This window comes from Streptomyces sp. NPDC001852, from assembly GCF_042891825.1.
In the GTDB taxonomy this organism is placed as follows: Bacteria; Actinomycetota; Actinomycetes; order Streptomycetales; family Streptomycetaceae; genus Streptomyces.
Genome location: NZ_JBIATN010000051.1, coordinates 1 through 14,859, shown reverse-complemented (window position 1 = coordinate 14,859; position 14,859 = coordinate 1). Strand labels below are relative to the sequence as shown.

General features: G+C 68.4%; 13 protein-coding genes and 1 pseudogene. 3 read left to right on the top strand and 11 right to left on the bottom strand.

Annotated elements, in window-relative coordinates; all coding sequences use genetic code 11:
• Window positions 1–84 precede the first annotated feature (84 nt).
• From ACFYZB_RS43720 to ACFYZB_RS43680, 9 genes are all read right to left on the bottom strand, one after another.
• Window positions 85–249, bottom strand: coding sequence for a hypothetical protein (locus tag ACFYZB_RS43720; protein WP_388767459.1), 165 nt, complete (start codon window positions 247–249; stop codon window positions 85–87).
• 40 nt (window positions 250–289) lie between these two features.
• Window positions 290–1,456: a glycosyltransferase gene (locus ACFYZB_RS43715; RefSeq protein WP_388767458.1), complete on the bottom strand. Its 1,167-nt coding sequence runs from the start codon at window positions 1,454–1,456 to the stop codon at window positions 290–292.
• A gap of 162 nt (window positions 1,457–1,618) precedes the next feature.
• Window positions 1,619–1,873, bottom strand: a complete 255-nt coding sequence (locus tag ACFYZB_RS43710; RefSeq protein WP_388767457.1) for a hypothetical protein — start codon at window positions 1,871–1,873, stop codon at window positions 1,619–1,621.
• Between the two features lie 57 nt (window positions 1,874–1,930).
• A complete protein-coding gene (locus tag ACFYZB_RS43705; RefSeq protein WP_388767456.1) occupies window positions 1,931–2,353 on the bottom strand; it encodes a hypothetical protein in 423 nt (140 codons plus the stop codon).
• A 707-nt stretch (window positions 2,354–3,060) separates the two neighbouring features.
• On the bottom strand, window positions 3,061–4,575 hold the full coding sequence (locus tag ACFYZB_RS43700; RefSeq protein WP_388767454.1) for an alpha/beta hydrolase: 1,515 nt from the start codon (window positions 4,573–4,575) through the stop codon (window positions 3,061–3,063).
• Window positions 4,576–4,790: 215 nt separating this feature from the next.
• A complete protein-coding gene (locus tag ACFYZB_RS43695) occupies window positions 4,791–6,086 on the bottom strand; it encodes a hypothetical protein (RefSeq protein WP_388767453.1) in 1,296 nt (431 codons plus the stop codon).
• Between the two features lie 144 nt (window positions 6,087–6,230).
• Window positions 6,231–6,554, bottom strand: coding sequence for a hypothetical protein (locus ACFYZB_RS43690; protein WP_388767451.1), 324 nt, complete (start codon window positions 6,552–6,554; stop codon window positions 6,231–6,233).
• Window positions 6,551–7,159: an ISAs1 family transposase gene (locus ACFYZB_RS43685; protein ID WP_388767450.1), complete on the bottom strand. Its 609-nt coding sequence runs from the start codon at window positions 7,157–7,159 to the stop codon at window positions 6,551–6,553. The genes ACFYZB_RS43690 and ACFYZB_RS43685 overlap by 4 nt, the downstream gene beginning before the upstream one ends.
• A 421-nt stretch (window positions 7,160–7,580) precedes the next feature.
• A complete protein-coding gene (locus ACFYZB_RS43680; protein ID WP_018540732.1) occupies window positions 7,581–8,318 on the bottom strand; it encodes an SDR family oxidoreductase in 738 nt (245 codons plus the stop codon).
• A 224-nt stretch (window positions 8,319–8,542) separates the two neighbouring features.
• On the opposite strand from ACFYZB_RS43680, the gene ACFYZB_RS43675 reads away from it, so the two are divergent.
• Complete coding sequence (locus tag ACFYZB_RS43675; protein ID WP_388767449.1) at window positions 8,543–9,367, top strand: helix-turn-helix transcriptional regulator; 825 nt, start codon at window positions 8,543–8,545, stop codon at window positions 9,365–9,367.
• A 492-nt stretch (window positions 9,368–9,859) separates the two neighbouring features.
• Here the strand turns inward: ACFYZB_RS43675 and ACFYZB_RS43670 are convergent.
• Both ACFYZB_RS43670 and ACFYZB_RS43665 read right to left on the bottom strand, forming a co-directional pair.
• Window positions 9,860–10,066: pseudogene (locus ACFYZB_RS43670) on the bottom strand (transposase); the annotation flags it as partial.
• Between the two features lie 215 nt (window positions 10,067–10,281).
• Window positions 10,282–10,959 carry a hypothetical protein gene (locus tag ACFYZB_RS43665; protein ID WP_388767448.1) on the bottom strand — a complete coding sequence of 226 codons (678 nt, stop codon included), beginning with the start codon at window positions 10,957–10,959 and terminating at the stop codon, window positions 10,282–10,284.
• Window positions 10,960–11,878: 919 nt separating this feature from the next.
• Between ACFYZB_RS43665 and ACFYZB_RS43660 the strand changes: the two genes are divergently transcribed.
• Together ACFYZB_RS43660 and ACFYZB_RS43655 are read left to right on the top strand one after the other, a co-directional pair.
• Complete coding sequence (locus tag ACFYZB_RS43660; protein WP_388767447.1) at window positions 11,879–12,901, top strand: tyrosine-type recombinase/integrase; 1,023 nt, start codon at window positions 11,879–11,881, stop codon at window positions 12,899–12,901.
• Window positions 12,901–14,730 (top strand): tyrosine-type recombinase/integrase, encoded by a 1,830-nt coding sequence (locus tag ACFYZB_RS43655; protein WP_388767446.1) that lies wholly within the window; start codon window positions 12,901–12,903, stop codon window positions 14,728–14,730. Before ACFYZB_RS43660 ends, ACFYZB_RS43655 begins: the two co-directional genes overlap by 1 nt.
• Window positions 14,731–14,859 lie beyond the last annotated feature (129 nt).

Genomic DNA, 14,859 nt, shown 5'->3' with positions numbered 1-14,859 from the left:
GATGTGTTCGGTGCGGCGGCCCGGCCGCGCCGCTCGTCCTGGACGGGCTGGGCGGGACGGCGGATCAGGACGCCTGGCGGGCAGTCAGCGGCGGCGCGGGCGCGGCGCCAGCTTGAAGACGGCGATTCCGGCGGCCATCAGTGTGGTGGCCGCCACCATCACGGCCATGCTGTTCATCCACAGGCCGGTGGCAGCCAGTGTGGCGCCTCCGGCGCCCGTGGTGCCGGCGCCTATCACTCTTCCGTACATGCTTGGTTCTCCTGGTGCTTCGGTGGTTGGGGGGTGGGTCTCAGGTGGCCACCCACTTCTCCTCGCTGCGGCGCAGCAGGCCCCACAGGGAGGTGAAGTAGATGGCGTGCTGGAACAGGTCGTAGAGCATCTCCGGGACCATCAGTACGGCGACCAGGACTGCGAGGGGGCCAGCGCGGCGCACCGCGACCGTCTTCTCCAGCACGAAGATCAGGCCGATGGAGGTCCAGAACGGTGAGAGCCCCGGCCAGCCGTAGAGACTGAGGGTCATGGCCATGAAGGTCAGGTAGACGAGGAAGGACAGCGCGCCGAAGCCCATCAGGAACTGCTGCACGAAGTAGCGGGCGGTGACCTTGGTCCAGCCGTAGTCGCGCAGGTTCTCCAGGGCGCCGCGCTGCCAGCGCAGCCGCTGGTGCCACAGCTTGGGCAGGGTGGTCATCACCTCGGTGGTGACGGCGCAGCCGGCCGGTGACATGGTGCGGTAGCCGAGGGTCTTGACCGCCTTGGTCATTTCGTCGTCCTCGGTGAGTGAGGCGAGGCTGTAGTAGCCGGTGCCGCCGCCGATGAGCCCCGCGCGGCGGGCGGCTCGCACTTCGCGCAGCACCCGCGCCTGGAACATGGTCCCGGTTCCGGTGAGCACCTGTGCCCTGCCGCCGGCGCGTTCCAGTTCCCAGGCATAGCGGTGGAATTCCATGCGTTGCAGCAGGCCGAGGAATCCGCCGCCCTCCTCGCCGTAGAAGACACCGCCGACTGCGCCGACCTTGCGGTTGAAGGTGGCTTCGGCGGTCTCGGTGAACCGGGGGGTGAGGACGGTGTCGGCGTCCTGTACCAGCAGCAGGTCGCGGTCGTCCATGTGGGGCAGGATCCAGGCGATGGCCTGGTTGAGGGCGCCGGCCTTCTTGTGAGTGTTGCCCTGGGTGTGCAAGACCTGCGCGCCGTGCCTCGCGGCGATCTCGGCCGTGCCGTCGGTGCAGTTGTCGGCGACGACGACGATCAGGTCCGGGCGTCGTACCTGTTCCCACAGTCCCTTGATGGCAGCGGCAATGCGGTCTTCTTCGTTGTGGGCCGGTATGAGCACCGCGAGGCGCGGGCAGATTGCGGGTTCCTCACGCGCCGCGTGGGCACGGCGGGTTGCGTGGCGCCTGGTGCCGCGCGACCGCTTGGTCGGTGCCGGGCCGGCCGCCGCAGGCGCAGCGAAGTCGAGCATGGCGGGAGCCCCCGTGGTAACGCGTGCAGGCCCGCCTCTGCTTCCCCCCGGGCCCTATCCAGGCTCAGATTCTTCACGCTATCCACACATTCACACAAGCTGTCACAGATCACGGATTGAGCAAGGTGTCCACCCCTGTCCACATAAAATGTCATGCACCGTTCACTGGGCGGGAGGCTGCGGATCGCGCCGTAGGCCGGACCGGCGGTCGGGACGAAGCTTGCCTTCGTAGACCAGCGCATCCCAGCCGTGCCCGGTGAGCCGGGCCACCCACACAACGGGCCCGCCCCCATACACGAACAACTCCGTGCACTTCTCCCGGCCGATCACCTCAACCAGGCCCTGCTCGGCCATACTCTGCACTACCCAGTAACCGACGACCACCGCTACCAGCGGCCCTGACTTGGTCTCACCCACGAACGAGACACTCCACGAATGGCCTCCTGATAGGTCAGATAAGGCAGGTGTCGAGCGTTACTGCGCACCGCTTGATGGCGATCGAAAGCGGGCCACGATCTGGTGTGCGTACTGATCCTCCGGGCCGAGGTCCTGGACCGCTCGATGGGCCTCCTGTGCCCGATCTGTCCCGCACAGCAGCCGAACAAAGACGTACAGAGCGTCGCAGTCACCATCTTTCGCGCGGCCGCGAAGCGCCGTCTCCATCCCCTGCTCGCGAAGCGATCTGTTGAGCCTCCGGCGCGCATGGACATCCGTGAGGGCCAGTTCCGTGAGCTCCGAAAACCGCCCCGCACGGGCGAGCAAATCCATGTGCCACAGGTGGTTGTCGTGCATGTAGTGATCGGTGGAGTGGCACTCGGCGTGGGCGCTTACCAGCGCGATGGCCGCATCCCAATCCCGGAGCTGTTCCGCTGCCCGGGCCTGCTCGAACCACTCCACAGGACGAGTATCGCGTAACGCCTTCTCGTACAACGTGGTGGGAGAGGTAGCCGATGAAGGTCCGCGAGACCCAAGCCCCTACCGCCTTCCCGCTCCCCGCCAAATGCGCAGGCCGAAAAGGCAGGCGGAGGCGCCGCGCGACGGCTCGCCGCAACCGCCCAGGCAGGCCGGGACGCCGAGCCCGAAGGAGGCCCGGCAGTAACGAGCACGCACAACCGGGCCTGCAGGATGTGGCGACAACCGCGGAATCCAGGGGCGCGCATCGACCCCATTAGGCAGCCTGGTCGAAACCTGCCGTGGCTGCGTCCTGCTCACGCAGCGGGGTGAAGTCGACGTCTGGTGCGGCGCCGCGTGGATCGTTCGGGGGTTCATGCGGCTTTGAGTGGGCTGCCGTCGTAGGTCCAGCGGTAGGGCTTGGCGTCGTGTTCGTCGTAGGCCAAGACGAAGGTGTCGATGGCCGATGCCAGTTCGTCGCGGGAGGCGAACGCGGTCCAGGCAGTGGCGTCTTGGAACGGTGGTTGCGCAAGCGGCTGGGGCCGCTTCGGCTGCCGGCAAGGGCGCGCCGGGTCGCGTACTGTCCGACCGGCATGGCCAGTCACAGCGTCACCAGGGCCATCATCGACCGCCCCGGCAATGGCCGTTCAGGCTGGTGCTGCAGGCCGAAGGAGGCATTTAACGCATTGGCCCGGCGCTGAGGCAGGGTGCGCTCACTCGCAGTAGACGTCCGCCTCTGGCCGCTGGCCGGTGGCCAGGAACCGTGAGACCGTTTCGTCTCCGCAGGCGTTGCCGTTGGCCAGGTAGGCCTCGTGTCCGGTGGAGTTGACGGTGACCATGACGGCACGGCGGCCCAGGGCGGTACGGAGCTTGAGGGCGCCGCTCAGCGGTGTCGCCACATCGCGCTCGTTCTGGACGAGCATGATCCGGCCGGCCGGTCCGCGGTCGGTGATCCGCACCGGCGCCTGTTCCGGCCGCCACGGCCAGGCGGCGCAGACCATTGCGTTGCGAGGCATGCCCGCGGTCAGCGGGTACTTGGCGCGGCTGTCGTCGACGGCCTTCTGATACACGGCGGTTGACCGGGACCAGGCGACGTCATTGCAGATGGTGGCGGCGGCCACGCCGGTGAGGTTCTGCAGCACGGTGTCCGGGGGTGACTGCGGTGCGGGCGGGACCGTGCCCTTGCGCGCGGCCAGGATCAGCTGGGCCAGTGCGGGGTAGTCGTCGGGGTCGTAGAAGCTGTTCAGCATGGTCTGGCGCAGGACGTTGCCGTTCAGCTCGGGCGGGTTGGCGCCGGGCCAGGGGATCGGGGCGCGGTCCAGGCGGGCGGCGAGCCGGAGGAAGAGCGGGCGCACCTGGGCGGCCGTGTCGGTCAGCCGGTATGGATTGCGGGGGGCCGAGGCCCACTTGGCGAACGCGGGGAAGTTGTCCTCGACGCCCACCTCGAACGCGGCGAGCCAGGCGCGCTCCGCCCTGACCGGGTCGGGGTTGCCGTTGCTGTCGAGGACGACGCGGTCCGTGCGCTGCGGGAACAGCTGGGCGTAGACCGCGCCGACGTATGTCCCGTACGAGACGCCCCACGCTGACAGGCGGCGTTCGCCCAGCGCGGCCCGGATACGGTCGATGTCACGGGCGTTGTCGACCGTGCTGATGTGTCGTATCAACGCGCCGCCGTTGCGGGCGCACGCGTCCGCCATGCGCCGGGCGGTGGCCATGTTCCCGGTGACCGATCCGTTGGCGTCGGGCCAGGGCCGCAGTGCCGTCGGGGCGAGGTCGCCGTGGTCAACCCCGCAATTGACCGCGGTGGAGGGCGCGTTGCCACGCGGCGCGAACCCGATCAGGTCGTACTGGTCCCGCACGGCCTGAGGCAGCTTCTGACCCTTGCCGGACGGCTCGTCGAGGCTGTCGCCGCCCGGCCCGCCGGGGATGAGCAGCAGGGCGCCCCGGCGCGCCGACGGCTTCTCGCTGCGGATACGGGAGAGCGCCAGGTCGATCTTCGGGCCGTTCGGGTCGGCGTAGTCCATCGGCACGGTGAGGGTCGCGCACTCCTGTCGGGGATCGAGGCCAGTGCCCTCACACCTGGCCCAGTGCAGCGGGCTGCCGGCACTGGCTGAGGCCGTGAGCGGAGTGATCAGGCCGAGGAGGACGGCGGTGGCGGCGAGGAGTGAAGCGTTGCGGATGCTCTTCGTCATGGCCAGAGCCTCGCTGATCTTCGTCGGCTCTCCCATCCGGTCAACGTCCGTCTTCCCTGGGGGTTAGCCCCACCCTCGGCTCGGTTCGTCACACGGCCCGGCGGTCCACGGAGAGGATCTGTGAGCATCACCGGGACCTCGACGCCGTGCCCGGTGTCGTAGTGGTCGCAACCACTCCCTCCGGACGGAATCAACGTGAACTGACACACCGTCAGCTTCCGGTGACGGTGCGGTTAGCCTCCCGGTCCCGGTCACCGGCGGTTCGTCAGGCCCTTGAACCACTGCAGGATCTTCGGGTAGGAGACCAGCGCCGAGCCCGTGTGGTCTACGTTTCCGGCGTTGACGATCGGCGCGTCGACTCCGTTGGCCGCCAGACTGTGCCGGCAGGACAGCGTGTTGGCGAGGGCGACGTCGGTGTCCAGGTTGCCGTCGTAGAGGCGGACGGGGGCGTGTGGCGTCCAGTCGGTGCACACGGCGTCATCGGTGCGCATGATCCGTACGAGCACGCCCTTGGGGTGCTTAAGTCGCTCGATGAAGTGAGGGGTGAGTAGTTCCTCGGGGGTGCCCGGGAGCCTGGCCGCGATCTCCTGGTCGGGGTGGCTGCTGTCGAAGAGGGCGGTCACGGTGCTGGCGTAGGGAGGACGGAAGGCCTCGGCGGGCGCGTTGTAAATGGGGTGCAGCCGGTTCCAGGCGGTGATCACATACGCGAGGTAGAAGGTCGCGGTCCGTGGTGCCAGCCGGCCGTCGAAGGCGGCGGGGACCTCGGCGCCGCTGAGGTCGTACGGTCCGCTCACGGGGGCAAGCGCCGTCAGCCGCAAGCCCGGGACGGCGTCGCGCTGCAGGGCCCGGCCCAGGCCTATCGCGGCGGTGGCCCCCTGGGAGAAGCCGGTGACCATGACCTTTCCGTCCGCGATCACCCCCTTCTCGGCCTCGAAGGCCCGCGCGGCCTTCAGCATGTCGACCGAGGCCGTGGTCTCCGAACCGATGTCCATGTAGGGGTGTGGTCCGGTGCCGAGTCCCAGGCCCAGGTAGTCCGGGGCGACGGCGGCGAAACCCGCACCGGCGAACATCACCGTCACCGCACGGTCCGCGCCGTCGGTGACCGACCCGGCGCCGCCCCGGTAGGCGAGGGTGCCATGGGTGTACGAGACGGTAGTGAGCTGTCGCGGGCCGTGGCCGGATGCGGTACGCGGAAGTGTGACCAGGCCGCTGGCGACGGTCGGTCGACCGGTCGCGGTGATTGTCCGGTAGGTGATGCGGTAGACATCGGCACCGTTCTTCGCGGTGTCTGGGGCCACAAAGCCGCTCTTCTTGACGTATGCGGTGGCCTGGGCGGTGTTCAGGCCCTCCAGTTCGACGGTGGAGACCAGCGTTCCGCGCTGCGGTCCCGCGACGCGCGCAGGTCCGGCAGCCAGGGCCGGGGCCGCGGTGCCGGCCGCGATGGACAGGCAGATCGCGGCGCCCAGAGCCGCACGGCTGCGGCTGCGGCGAGGGCGCCGCAAGGGGCGGGTGGACTGGGTCGAGAGGTCTCGCCGGACGAGTGCCATCGCTTGGTCCGTTCTCTGGACAAGGGCTGCTGACAAGGCAGCACTCTTCCGTTCCTGGCTCCCTGTGCCTATGTGGTTGCTCCCCCGACCGGGGTGGGGGATGCAGGGTGGGGTACTCCCCCGGGGCCGAGGGCCGATGCGTTCTCAGGAAGTGATCTGGAGGAGTACGAGGGCCTGCTCGCGACGTGACCGGTAGTGATCGGTTGCGGCGGCGATGTTGTGCCAGTCAGCCTGGCGCATCGGGACCAATGGCGAGGTTGCGTAGGGTGGCCATGAGGCGAGGTGCTGTGCCGGTGCGATCCGGGAGGCGTCTTCGCCGTAGGTGACGTCCCGTACGTGGTGCAGGGCTTCCGCGGAACAGTGGTCCCGGACGAGTTCGGCCAGACGTGCGGGGCCTGCCTGCTCGGGGGTGAGGCAGGTAACGGCGTAGACGGTCTTCGTCTGGATCCTGCCGGTCTGGTGGTTCACGCGGCGGCGTTTGATCTGTATTGCCTGGGCGGCGTGCGGGAAGCGCAGGCCGGGCCGACGGTACATGCCTTGAGCCGGCGGATCTCACGCCGCCCGTGGCCGGTTGTGGTGGTGCGGCCCTGCAGTGGGATCTCGCTCCAGGGCAGGCGTTTGATCTGTTTGCGGAGCTTTTGCTGGTTGCCCTTGACCACCAGCAGATAGTGGCCGCCGGCCGCGACGATGTGGTGGGCGTGCTCGCGCTGGGTGTGCATGGCGTCGGCGGTGACGACGACGCCATGCAGGTCCAGCTTCTCCAGCAGCGGGGTGAAGGCGGGGATTTCGTTGCTCTTGGCTGCGATCTGACGCTGGGCGATGACGGTCTGGCTGTCGTGGAGGGCCGCGGCCAGCAGGTGCACGGCGTGGCCGTCGGTGCGCGATCCACGGACTGTCTTCCCGTCGACAGCCAGCCCGGTCAGCCGGTCAGGTTCGTCGACCAGGTCGGTCGCGCGGCGAGCCAGCCAGCCGCTCACCGCATTATCGACCGTGTCCCCGTCCAGCCGCGCCAGCAGGCGTCCGAGGGTAGACGCGTTCAGGGTGGCCCGGTTGAGCCCCAGCTGGTCGTGCACCTCAGCGCCGCGTCGGCCGCGAAGCGGGCGATCTGCGCAAGCGACCGCGCGCCACCGAGCGCCGCGACCAGGCACAGCCCCAGCAGTGAGACGATCCGGTAGCGGCGTCCTCGTGCCCGGCATGGATGGGGGAGGCGGTCGAACAACTCGGCCACTGTGGCCAGTTCAGAGGGGTTCGTGGGTGGACATGGCCCGGCTGCGTCCTCGAAGTGGCGCGTGAGGACGCTGATCAGGGAAGATTGCACGCGGACGCGGCTCCAGGTCGATCTTCGGTCTCAGCCACCTTGATCATCTGACGTCGCGTCCGTCGTTTCCACTCGGGCATGCCACCCACCCCACCGGCCGGCGGGCCTTTGTTGCCATGTGACCGTGGAACACTCCCGCGGGTGCGCGTGTCCACACCGGAAAGGGCCGGGGGAGATCAGCTCTGGGCGGTGGGCCGGACGACGATGTCGTTCACGTCGACCGCGGCAGGCTGTTCGATCGCGAAAGCGATGGCCCGGGCGATCGCGTCGGGCGGGATCGCAATGTCGTCCCGCATCTTCGTGATCTCTGCTCTGACCTGGCTGTTGGTTGACGCCTCGGCGAAATCGGTCGCAGTCGCACCAGGTGAGACGGTGGTCACCCGCAGGGAGTCGCCGGCTTCCTGGCGCAGTCCTTCGCAGATGGCCCGGACCGCGAACTTGGTGCCGGCGTAGACGGCCATGGTCGGCACGATGCGAAACGCCGCCGTGGAGGCGGTGGTGATGAAGTGGCCGGTTCCCTGCGCCCGGAAGACCGGCAGCGCGGCGCCGATCCCGTGCAGCACGCCCTTCACGTTGACGTCGACCATGTGGTCCCACTCCTCGACGCGCAGATCGTCGAGAGGCGAGATGGTGCCGACTCCGGCATTGCTGACGAGTACGTCGAGTCGGCCGAAGCACTCACTGGCCAGCGCGACCAGGGCCTGCAGATCGTCCCGCCGGGTCACATCGGTGCGGATCTGCACGGCCGTGCCACCTGCCTTCTCGATCCGGGCCACCAGTTCCGCCAGGCGTTCGGACCGGCGTGCGCCGAGGACGAGTCGCGCGCCGCGTTCGGCGAGCAGCAGCGCGGTCGCCTCGCCGATGCCACTGCTGGCTCCCGTGATCGCCACCACTTTGCCCTTGATTCCGGACATGAGTTGCCCTCTCCGTCTTCGGCACCGGGGCCGGGGTGCCGAGCGGCAGCGGGTCCTGGAAGAGCGTCCGCCAAGCCGTTGCGTACTGGACGGCCGGGTGCCGGTGTGACCGTGTGAGGCCGTCGGTCATGCCGCGGCCCGTGCTCACGCACCAGTCTCCGTTCGGGCTTAGCCTGGTATCCAGACCGTGTTTATTCTGGAACTGAGAGTGCTATGTATGCGTCATGCCCACGCAGTCGGACCAACGCCGTCAGCTGAGTGAATTCCTGCGCAGCCGAAGAGAGCGCCTGACCCCTGACGAGGTGGGCCTGCCCCAGACCGGCCGCCGCCGGACTCCGGGACTTCGCCGCGAGGAACTGGCACTGCTGGCCGGGATCAGCGCCACCTGGTACACGTACCTGGAGCAGGGGCGAAAGATCCGCGTCTCCGAACAGGTGCTCAACGCCCTCGCTGCGGCGCTGCGGCTCGACCGGCACGAGCGCGATCATCTTCTCCAGCTTGCCGGTCACGCACCTGCGGCCGAAGCCGAGGAACGCGAGCTGCTCCCGGCCGAGGCGGGTGCCGTCCCCCTGTTGCTCCAGCCTAACCCGGCGTACATCATCGGCGGCAACTATGACGTCCTCAGCCACAACCAGGCAGCCCACGAGTTGTTCCCGAGGCTCATCACGGAGGTGGACTGGCCCGCCAACTTCGCCCGCTGGGTGTTCCTCGAACCGGTGGCCCGGGACGTCCTGGTCGACTGGGAACCCGAAGCACGCGGCCTGCTCGGCCGACTTCGGACGCTAGCGGCACGCCACTCCGGCGACCCGCGGTACACCCGGCTGATCGAGGACCTGAAGGAGGGCAGCCCGGAGGTGCGGGACTGGTGGCCGCAGTACGAGGTGCAGGCCCGGCATAGCGGTCGCAAACGGCTACGGCACCCGCAACGGGGAGCGATCGATTACGCGTACACCGCTTTTCACCTGGCCGAACAGCCGGAACATACGCTGGTCGTCTATGTCGACAGCAGCGAACGGCCCGACGGGAGCGCAGCCGTGACCGGCGAATGAAGGAGGAGGCCGGCGGCAGTACCAGCGCTTACGATACGGCGGCGGAGGACCAGCGGCTGCGCGCCGAGCAACTGCTGGAGAAAGGGTCGGGGGCCCAGCCATTCTTCAATGCTGAGCCGCACACGGTTACTTCTCCGTCGGCTCCGGGGCGGGTCCAACCCTGGTGGGGCACGACGAGCCTGGTTCGTCTCGAACCAGGGGCTCAGGCTGACCCCGTCCCACCGAACCCAGTGGCCCTTATCTCGCCACCTGAGAACGCATCAGCCCTGCCCCCAGGGCGCCGCTGTCAACGGTTCCTGAATTTTCAGAGACTGGCGACAGCCGCTGGTCAGGATCGACCGGCGGGGTCGTTCATCGAACGCGCCCAGCCCCGCTGCGGCGACGACCACGGCCTAGACCTGATCGCCGTCACCTTGTCCACCCCGGCACCCCGCACGCTTCGGCCTATCTCCACGGCCGCCAGGCCGGGGACTCCACGAATCCGGGGTCAGCTCAGGGCGAGGTGCTGGGGTGTCCCTTGGACAGGCGGCGACGGCAGATGATGCAGCACGCGAGTTGCACAAGCCCCTGGTGCAGATCAGCGCAGTGTTCGTAGCGGATCCGCAGGCGTTTGAACTGGTGGAGCCAAGCGAAGGTTCGCTCGACGACCCACCTCGTACATCCCAGGCCGGAGCCGTGAGCGGTGCCGCGTCTGGCCATCGGCGAACAAGGCGCGGCGACCCTCCCGAAGAAATTCACCCATGGCACTGAGCCTGTTCACCCGCCACACCGCCGTACAGCACACGGCAACGTGGACGCCGCCGGCACGACCCTCGTCCAGCACGCGCGCGGCGCCGTTGAGGGAAGCGACAGGGCGCGGTTGTCCTCGTCTACGCCCGCTGACGGCGACCGGGGCGGGGCTTAGCGTCAGGAGGTCACCCTTGGCCCTCCGTGGACCGGCAGTCGTTCCACAGGGCGGCGAGGCGGGCCGGGATCTGGGCGATGGCGGCACACCCCCGAGGTCCGGCGGGGAAACTGTCGCTGGCCATGTAGCGCCAACCGGCACCCGGGCGATCGACGAAGTACTTCATCGCAGCTCCGTCATCCTGCAGGGCGACCTGCTCCGCCTCCGTACTGCCGGCAGTGAGGTGGAAGCGGGTTCCCGCGTAGAGGACTCCGTCGCAACTGCCGTAGTAAAACGTGCCCTTGACGGGGGCAATGTGGATGAGGGGCGGTTGAACCTGTCTGCGGTAGGCCGATGTGACGCTCGTTTTGACAGTGGGCGATGCCAGCAGCGACCGGCAGCCGCCGGTCTTGGCCGAGGAGCCTGCAGCAGTGTGCCCGGCCGATGTACCCACCGTCGCGGACGCTACGGCTGACGAGGAAGGCTTTTGCGTCGCGTTCGGAGTGCTGCTGTTCGCTGTGACGCTGTTCTGCGTGCAGCTTGTGAGCAGGGCCACCGCAACAGCGGCCATCCCCAGAGTGGTACCGCGGTACAGGGAACGGTTCCGGCGTGTCATTTCGGACCAACCTCTCTTGATACGTCCGCACAGGCCCGAGATGGCGTAACTCGGATGCGTCTCACGATCTTGGGCATCAAGACGCTGCGCCATGCAGTGCGGTTTCACCGCTGCCGTGTCAGTTCACCGGGTGATCCGGTCACCGCAGGGCGGGCCCAGTGTTTTCGGCAGGGTGTTTGGGGACCACTCGGGCAACGAGAACGGGGGCCGCGATTTGGGCAACGAGTTTGGGGGCCACGTGATCTGATGGTGTGTGACATGCCGCTTTCGGCGTAATGGCTGGGTTGGGCCGTTTGGCGGGTCACGCTGTGCGCGTTGATCAAGGTCGTGTCAGGAGACCTTCGCGTGTACAGATCGCGTGAGTGGATCTTCGAGCGGATCCGCCGGGACCGCCGGAACGATCCGACGGTGTCGCAGCGGACGCTGGCCCAGCGGTACAAGGTGTCGCGCAAGACGGTGGCGATGGCGCTGAACCATCCGGTGCCGCCGGTGCGGAAACCGCCTCCGCCGCGGGTGAGCGTGCTGGAGCCGGTGAAGGGCTTCATCGACGCGATGCTGCGGGAGGACACGCGGGCCCCGAAGAAGCAGCGACATACCATCGACCGGATCGTGCGGCGTCTGGCAACCGAGCACAGCTTCGAGGAGGCGTCGTACTCGACGGTCCGCGACTGGGTGCGCAGGCGTCGCCCGGAGATCGAGCGGGAAGCCCGCGAGGGGTGGCGCTTCCTGGACGGGATGGTGCCGCAGGAGAAACGGCCCGGGGAGGAAGCCGAGGTCGACTTCGCGGACGTGTGGGTCGATCTGGCAGGGCAGCGGCGCAAGTGTGTGCTGTTCACGCTGCGGATGTCGTACTCGGGCAAGGCCGTCCACCGCGTCTACGCCACCGCTTCCCAGGAGGCTTTCCTGGAAGGGCATGTGGAGGCGTTCACTGTCCTGGGTGGTTATGTGGGTGACAACTCTTCCGCGATCTCGTGTTCCCGGTCAGGATGGTCGCTCCCGTCGAGGAGCTCGGATGGCCTGGCAGCCGCAGTTGGTACGACGCGTCGATGCCGCGGGAAACCCCACGGCATCACTCGGGCACGCCCTGGTCGACGACTACCTGGAGTTCGTGGCGGCACGCTGCCGGCCGAACACCCTGCTGGCCACCGCCTACGACCTGAAGGTCTTCTTCTCGGTGGTGCCCAAGGAGCCGGCCGACGTCGTCACCGCGGACGTCTTCGCGTTCATCACCGCGCAGAAGAGGCCGCGGCGGGGAGCGAAGGTCGTCCGGCTCGAAGACGGTGAGGCAGGACTCTCGGCTCGGACCATCAAGCGCCGCCTCGCCAGCATCTCCGGGCTGTTCGGCTACCTCATGACCCGCGACGACCTGGCCATTGATCGAAACCCGGTGCCGACGGGGCTGGCCAACCGCCGCCGCAGCGGCAACCGGGGGGCACCGCTCCTGCGCACGCCCCGAACCCTCCCGCGCGTCCTCGGACCGACTGAGGTCGAAGCGGTGCTCGGTGCAGTGAACACCGCGCGGGATAGGGCCATGGTCCTCGCGATGCTGCTCGGCGGGCTTCGCCGCTGCGAGGTCCTCGGCTTGCGGCTGGGTGACCTGTCACCGGGTGAGCGTCGGGTCTTCATCAGCGAGGGCAAGGGCGGCCACCAGCGCTTGATACCCGTCTCCGCTCAGTTCTTCAGCGCGGTCGGCGACTATCTGGACCGCGAGCGTCCACCCGTCGACCACGATCGGCTGTTCGTGGTGCTGCGCGGGCCCACCCGCGGCCGACCGTTCTCCGCCGATGGCCTGGACGAGATTCTTGACGGCGTTCGGAAGCGAACCGGACTACCGAGGCTGACCTGTCATCAGCTCCGCCATACCTGCCTGACCCGGCTGCGGGAGGCGGGCATGGCACTGGAGGCGGTACAGGCCCAGGCTGGACACCGCTCCATCGAATCAACTCGGATCTACATACACCTGGCGAACAGCTGGCTCGTCGAGCAGTACCTGCAGGCGAGTGCCGCCATCGACGCCGATCGGACGCAGTCCTGATGCGCCGGGCCCGCGCCGCGGCCCTGCCGATCGTGCGCCCGGACCTGGTCGAGTTCTACCTCGCTCACCGGGCCGCGCAGGGCATGAACATCGATCACAAGGTTCGCTGGGGAGCCCGCGCTCTGCTCGCCGCGGTGCCCGACCTGAGCGACTTCTGCGGCCTGCCGCTGGAACGCCAGCTCGCCTTCAACCACGAGACCCACCGATTCATCAGCTGGCTCTCGGTCACCGGACGTCTGCAACCCGGGGCGGATTACCTGGTCGCCCGACGCCCACGACTGGGCATCGTACTTGCTCGCACGGAGCCGGAACTGCACCTGAGGTTCATGGAGACGGCCCGGTCCCTCGGTTTTCGCGACGCGCTGGCCATGACCCAGTTCAACCTGCTGGGCCACTTCGTGGCCCTGTTCGGCAAGCAGCCACACGAGCTGCAGCAGACCGACTGGGACGAGGGACGCCGCCTGCTGCTGGAGGCTGCCCGCCGCATTCCCAACCGTGGGGTCAAGGCCCTGTCGACCGCCCTGTTCAACCTGGAAGCGACGCTCTTCCACTGCGAGTTGACCGACCAGCTCCCGCGTCGTCGCTCGCCGGACCGGGCCGACATGCGGGCCCGGGAGTGGTCCCGGGTCCCGGCCGGAATGGCGGACACGATGCAGCACTATCTACAGCAGGCCGCCGGAACACTGCGGCCGGGCACCGTGAAGAACGCCGAACTGACGCTGCGGGAGTTCGCCCTCTTGGTCGCCGCCGAAGACACGGACGTCACCTGCGTCGCCGAGCTCAAGCGGAGGCACGTCGAACGCTACCGGCAGTGGCTGCTGGAGCGGCCGGCCGCCCGCGGAGGACCGCTGCACCGGCACACCGTCCGCGACCGCCTCAGCAAACTCCGCGGCTTCTTCCGCCGCCTGGATGAGTGGGACGCCGCCGACCGGCCGCCCCGCCAGCTGGTCTTCGACAGCGACTTCCCGATCGCGGACGAACCACTGCCCCGGTTCTTGGACGACGCCGCGGCGGCCAAGCTGCTGGCAGCCGCCCGCAAGGACCCCGATCCGTTCGCCCGACTGGCCATCGAGATCCTCGCCCGCACCGGGATGCGCCGCAGCGAGATGCTCGGCCTCACTATCGACGCGGTCGTGCAGATCGGATCCGCCTACTGGCTCCGTGTCCCGGTCGGCAAGATGCACACCGACCGCTACGTCCCCCTGCACCCGCAGCTCAAGACGCTGCTGGACGACTGGCTGCTGCACCGGCCCGAGGGCCTGCGCTCGAACCTGCTGTTCACCGACCACGGCCGCCCTGTCAACGCCTCCCGCATCGAGGCCGTGGTCCGCAAGGCCGCCCAGCAGGCGGGACTCGGCCGGGTCACTCCACACCAGCTCAGACATACCCTGGCCACCCAGGCGATCAACCGGGGTATGTCCCTGGAGGCCATCGCCGCACTTCTTGGACACCGGTCGCTGTCCATGACCCGTGTTTACGCGCGGATCGCCGACCGGACCGTCGCCGACGAGTACTTCGCCGTCTCGGAGAAGGTCGAGGCACTCTACGACGCCCCGCGCCAGCTGCCGGCCGATGCCGAGGGCACGGAGATGGCCAAGCTTCGGCGGGAGATGCACCGCCGGATGCTCGGCAACGGCTACTGCGCTCGCCCCGTCGAGATGGACTGCCACTTCGAATCGATCTGCGAGTCCTGCACGTTCTTCGTCACCACGATCGAGTTCCGGCCCACCCTCGAACGCCAGCGAGACGACGCGGCGGCCAAGGGACAGGTCGCTCGCGAGCAGATCTTCGACGGACTCCTCAGCCGACTTGAGGAACAGGCTGGCTGATGCCTTCTTCCAGGCGGCCACCGATAGCTACCCATCCGTCCAACCGCCCGGTCGATCCAGCTAGGTTTGCCACGTCCAATGACGGCGATCAAGCAGGTGAGGCGCATGGCAGGACATGATGAGTTGCAG

Bases quoted from the DNA above. Each gene is read 5' to 3' on its own strand.
- ACFYZB_RS43720 (WP_388767459.1), bottom strand. From the start codon at position 249: ATGTACGGAAGAGTGATAGGCGCCGGCACCACGGGCGCCGGAGGCGCC.
- ACFYZB_RS43715 (WP_388767458.1), bottom strand. From the start codon at position 1,456: ATGCTCGACTTCGCTGCGCCTGCGGCGGCCGGCCCGGCACCGACCAAG.
- ACFYZB_RS43700 (WP_388767454.1), bottom strand. From the start codon at position 4,575: ATGGGAGAGCCGACGAAGATCAGCGAGGCTCTGGCCATGACGAAGAGC.
- ACFYZB_RS43695 (WP_388767453.1), bottom strand. From the start codon at position 6,086: ATGGCACTCGTCCGGCGAGACCTCTCGACCCAGTCCACCCGCCCCTTG.
- ACFYZB_RS43680 (WP_018540732.1), bottom strand. From the start codon at position 8,318: ATGTCCGGAATCAAGGGCAAAGTGGTGGCGATCACGGGAGCCAGCAGT.
- ACFYZB_RS43675 (WP_388767449.1), top strand. From the start codon at position 8,543: ATGCCCACGCAGTCGGACCAACGCCGTCAGCTGAGTGAATTCCTGCGC.
- ACFYZB_RS43665 (WP_388767448.1), bottom strand. From the start codon at position 10,959: ATGGCGCAGCGTCTTGATGCCCAAGATCGTGAGACGCATCCGAGTTAC.
- ACFYZB_RS43660 (WP_388767447.1), top strand. From the start codon at position 11,879: ATGGCCTGGCAGCCGCAGTTGGTACGACGCGTCGATGCCGCGGGAAAC.
- ACFYZB_RS43655 (WP_388767446.1), top strand. From the start codon at position 12,901: ATGCGCCGGGCCCGCGCCGCGGCCCTGCCGATCGTGCGCCCGGACCTG.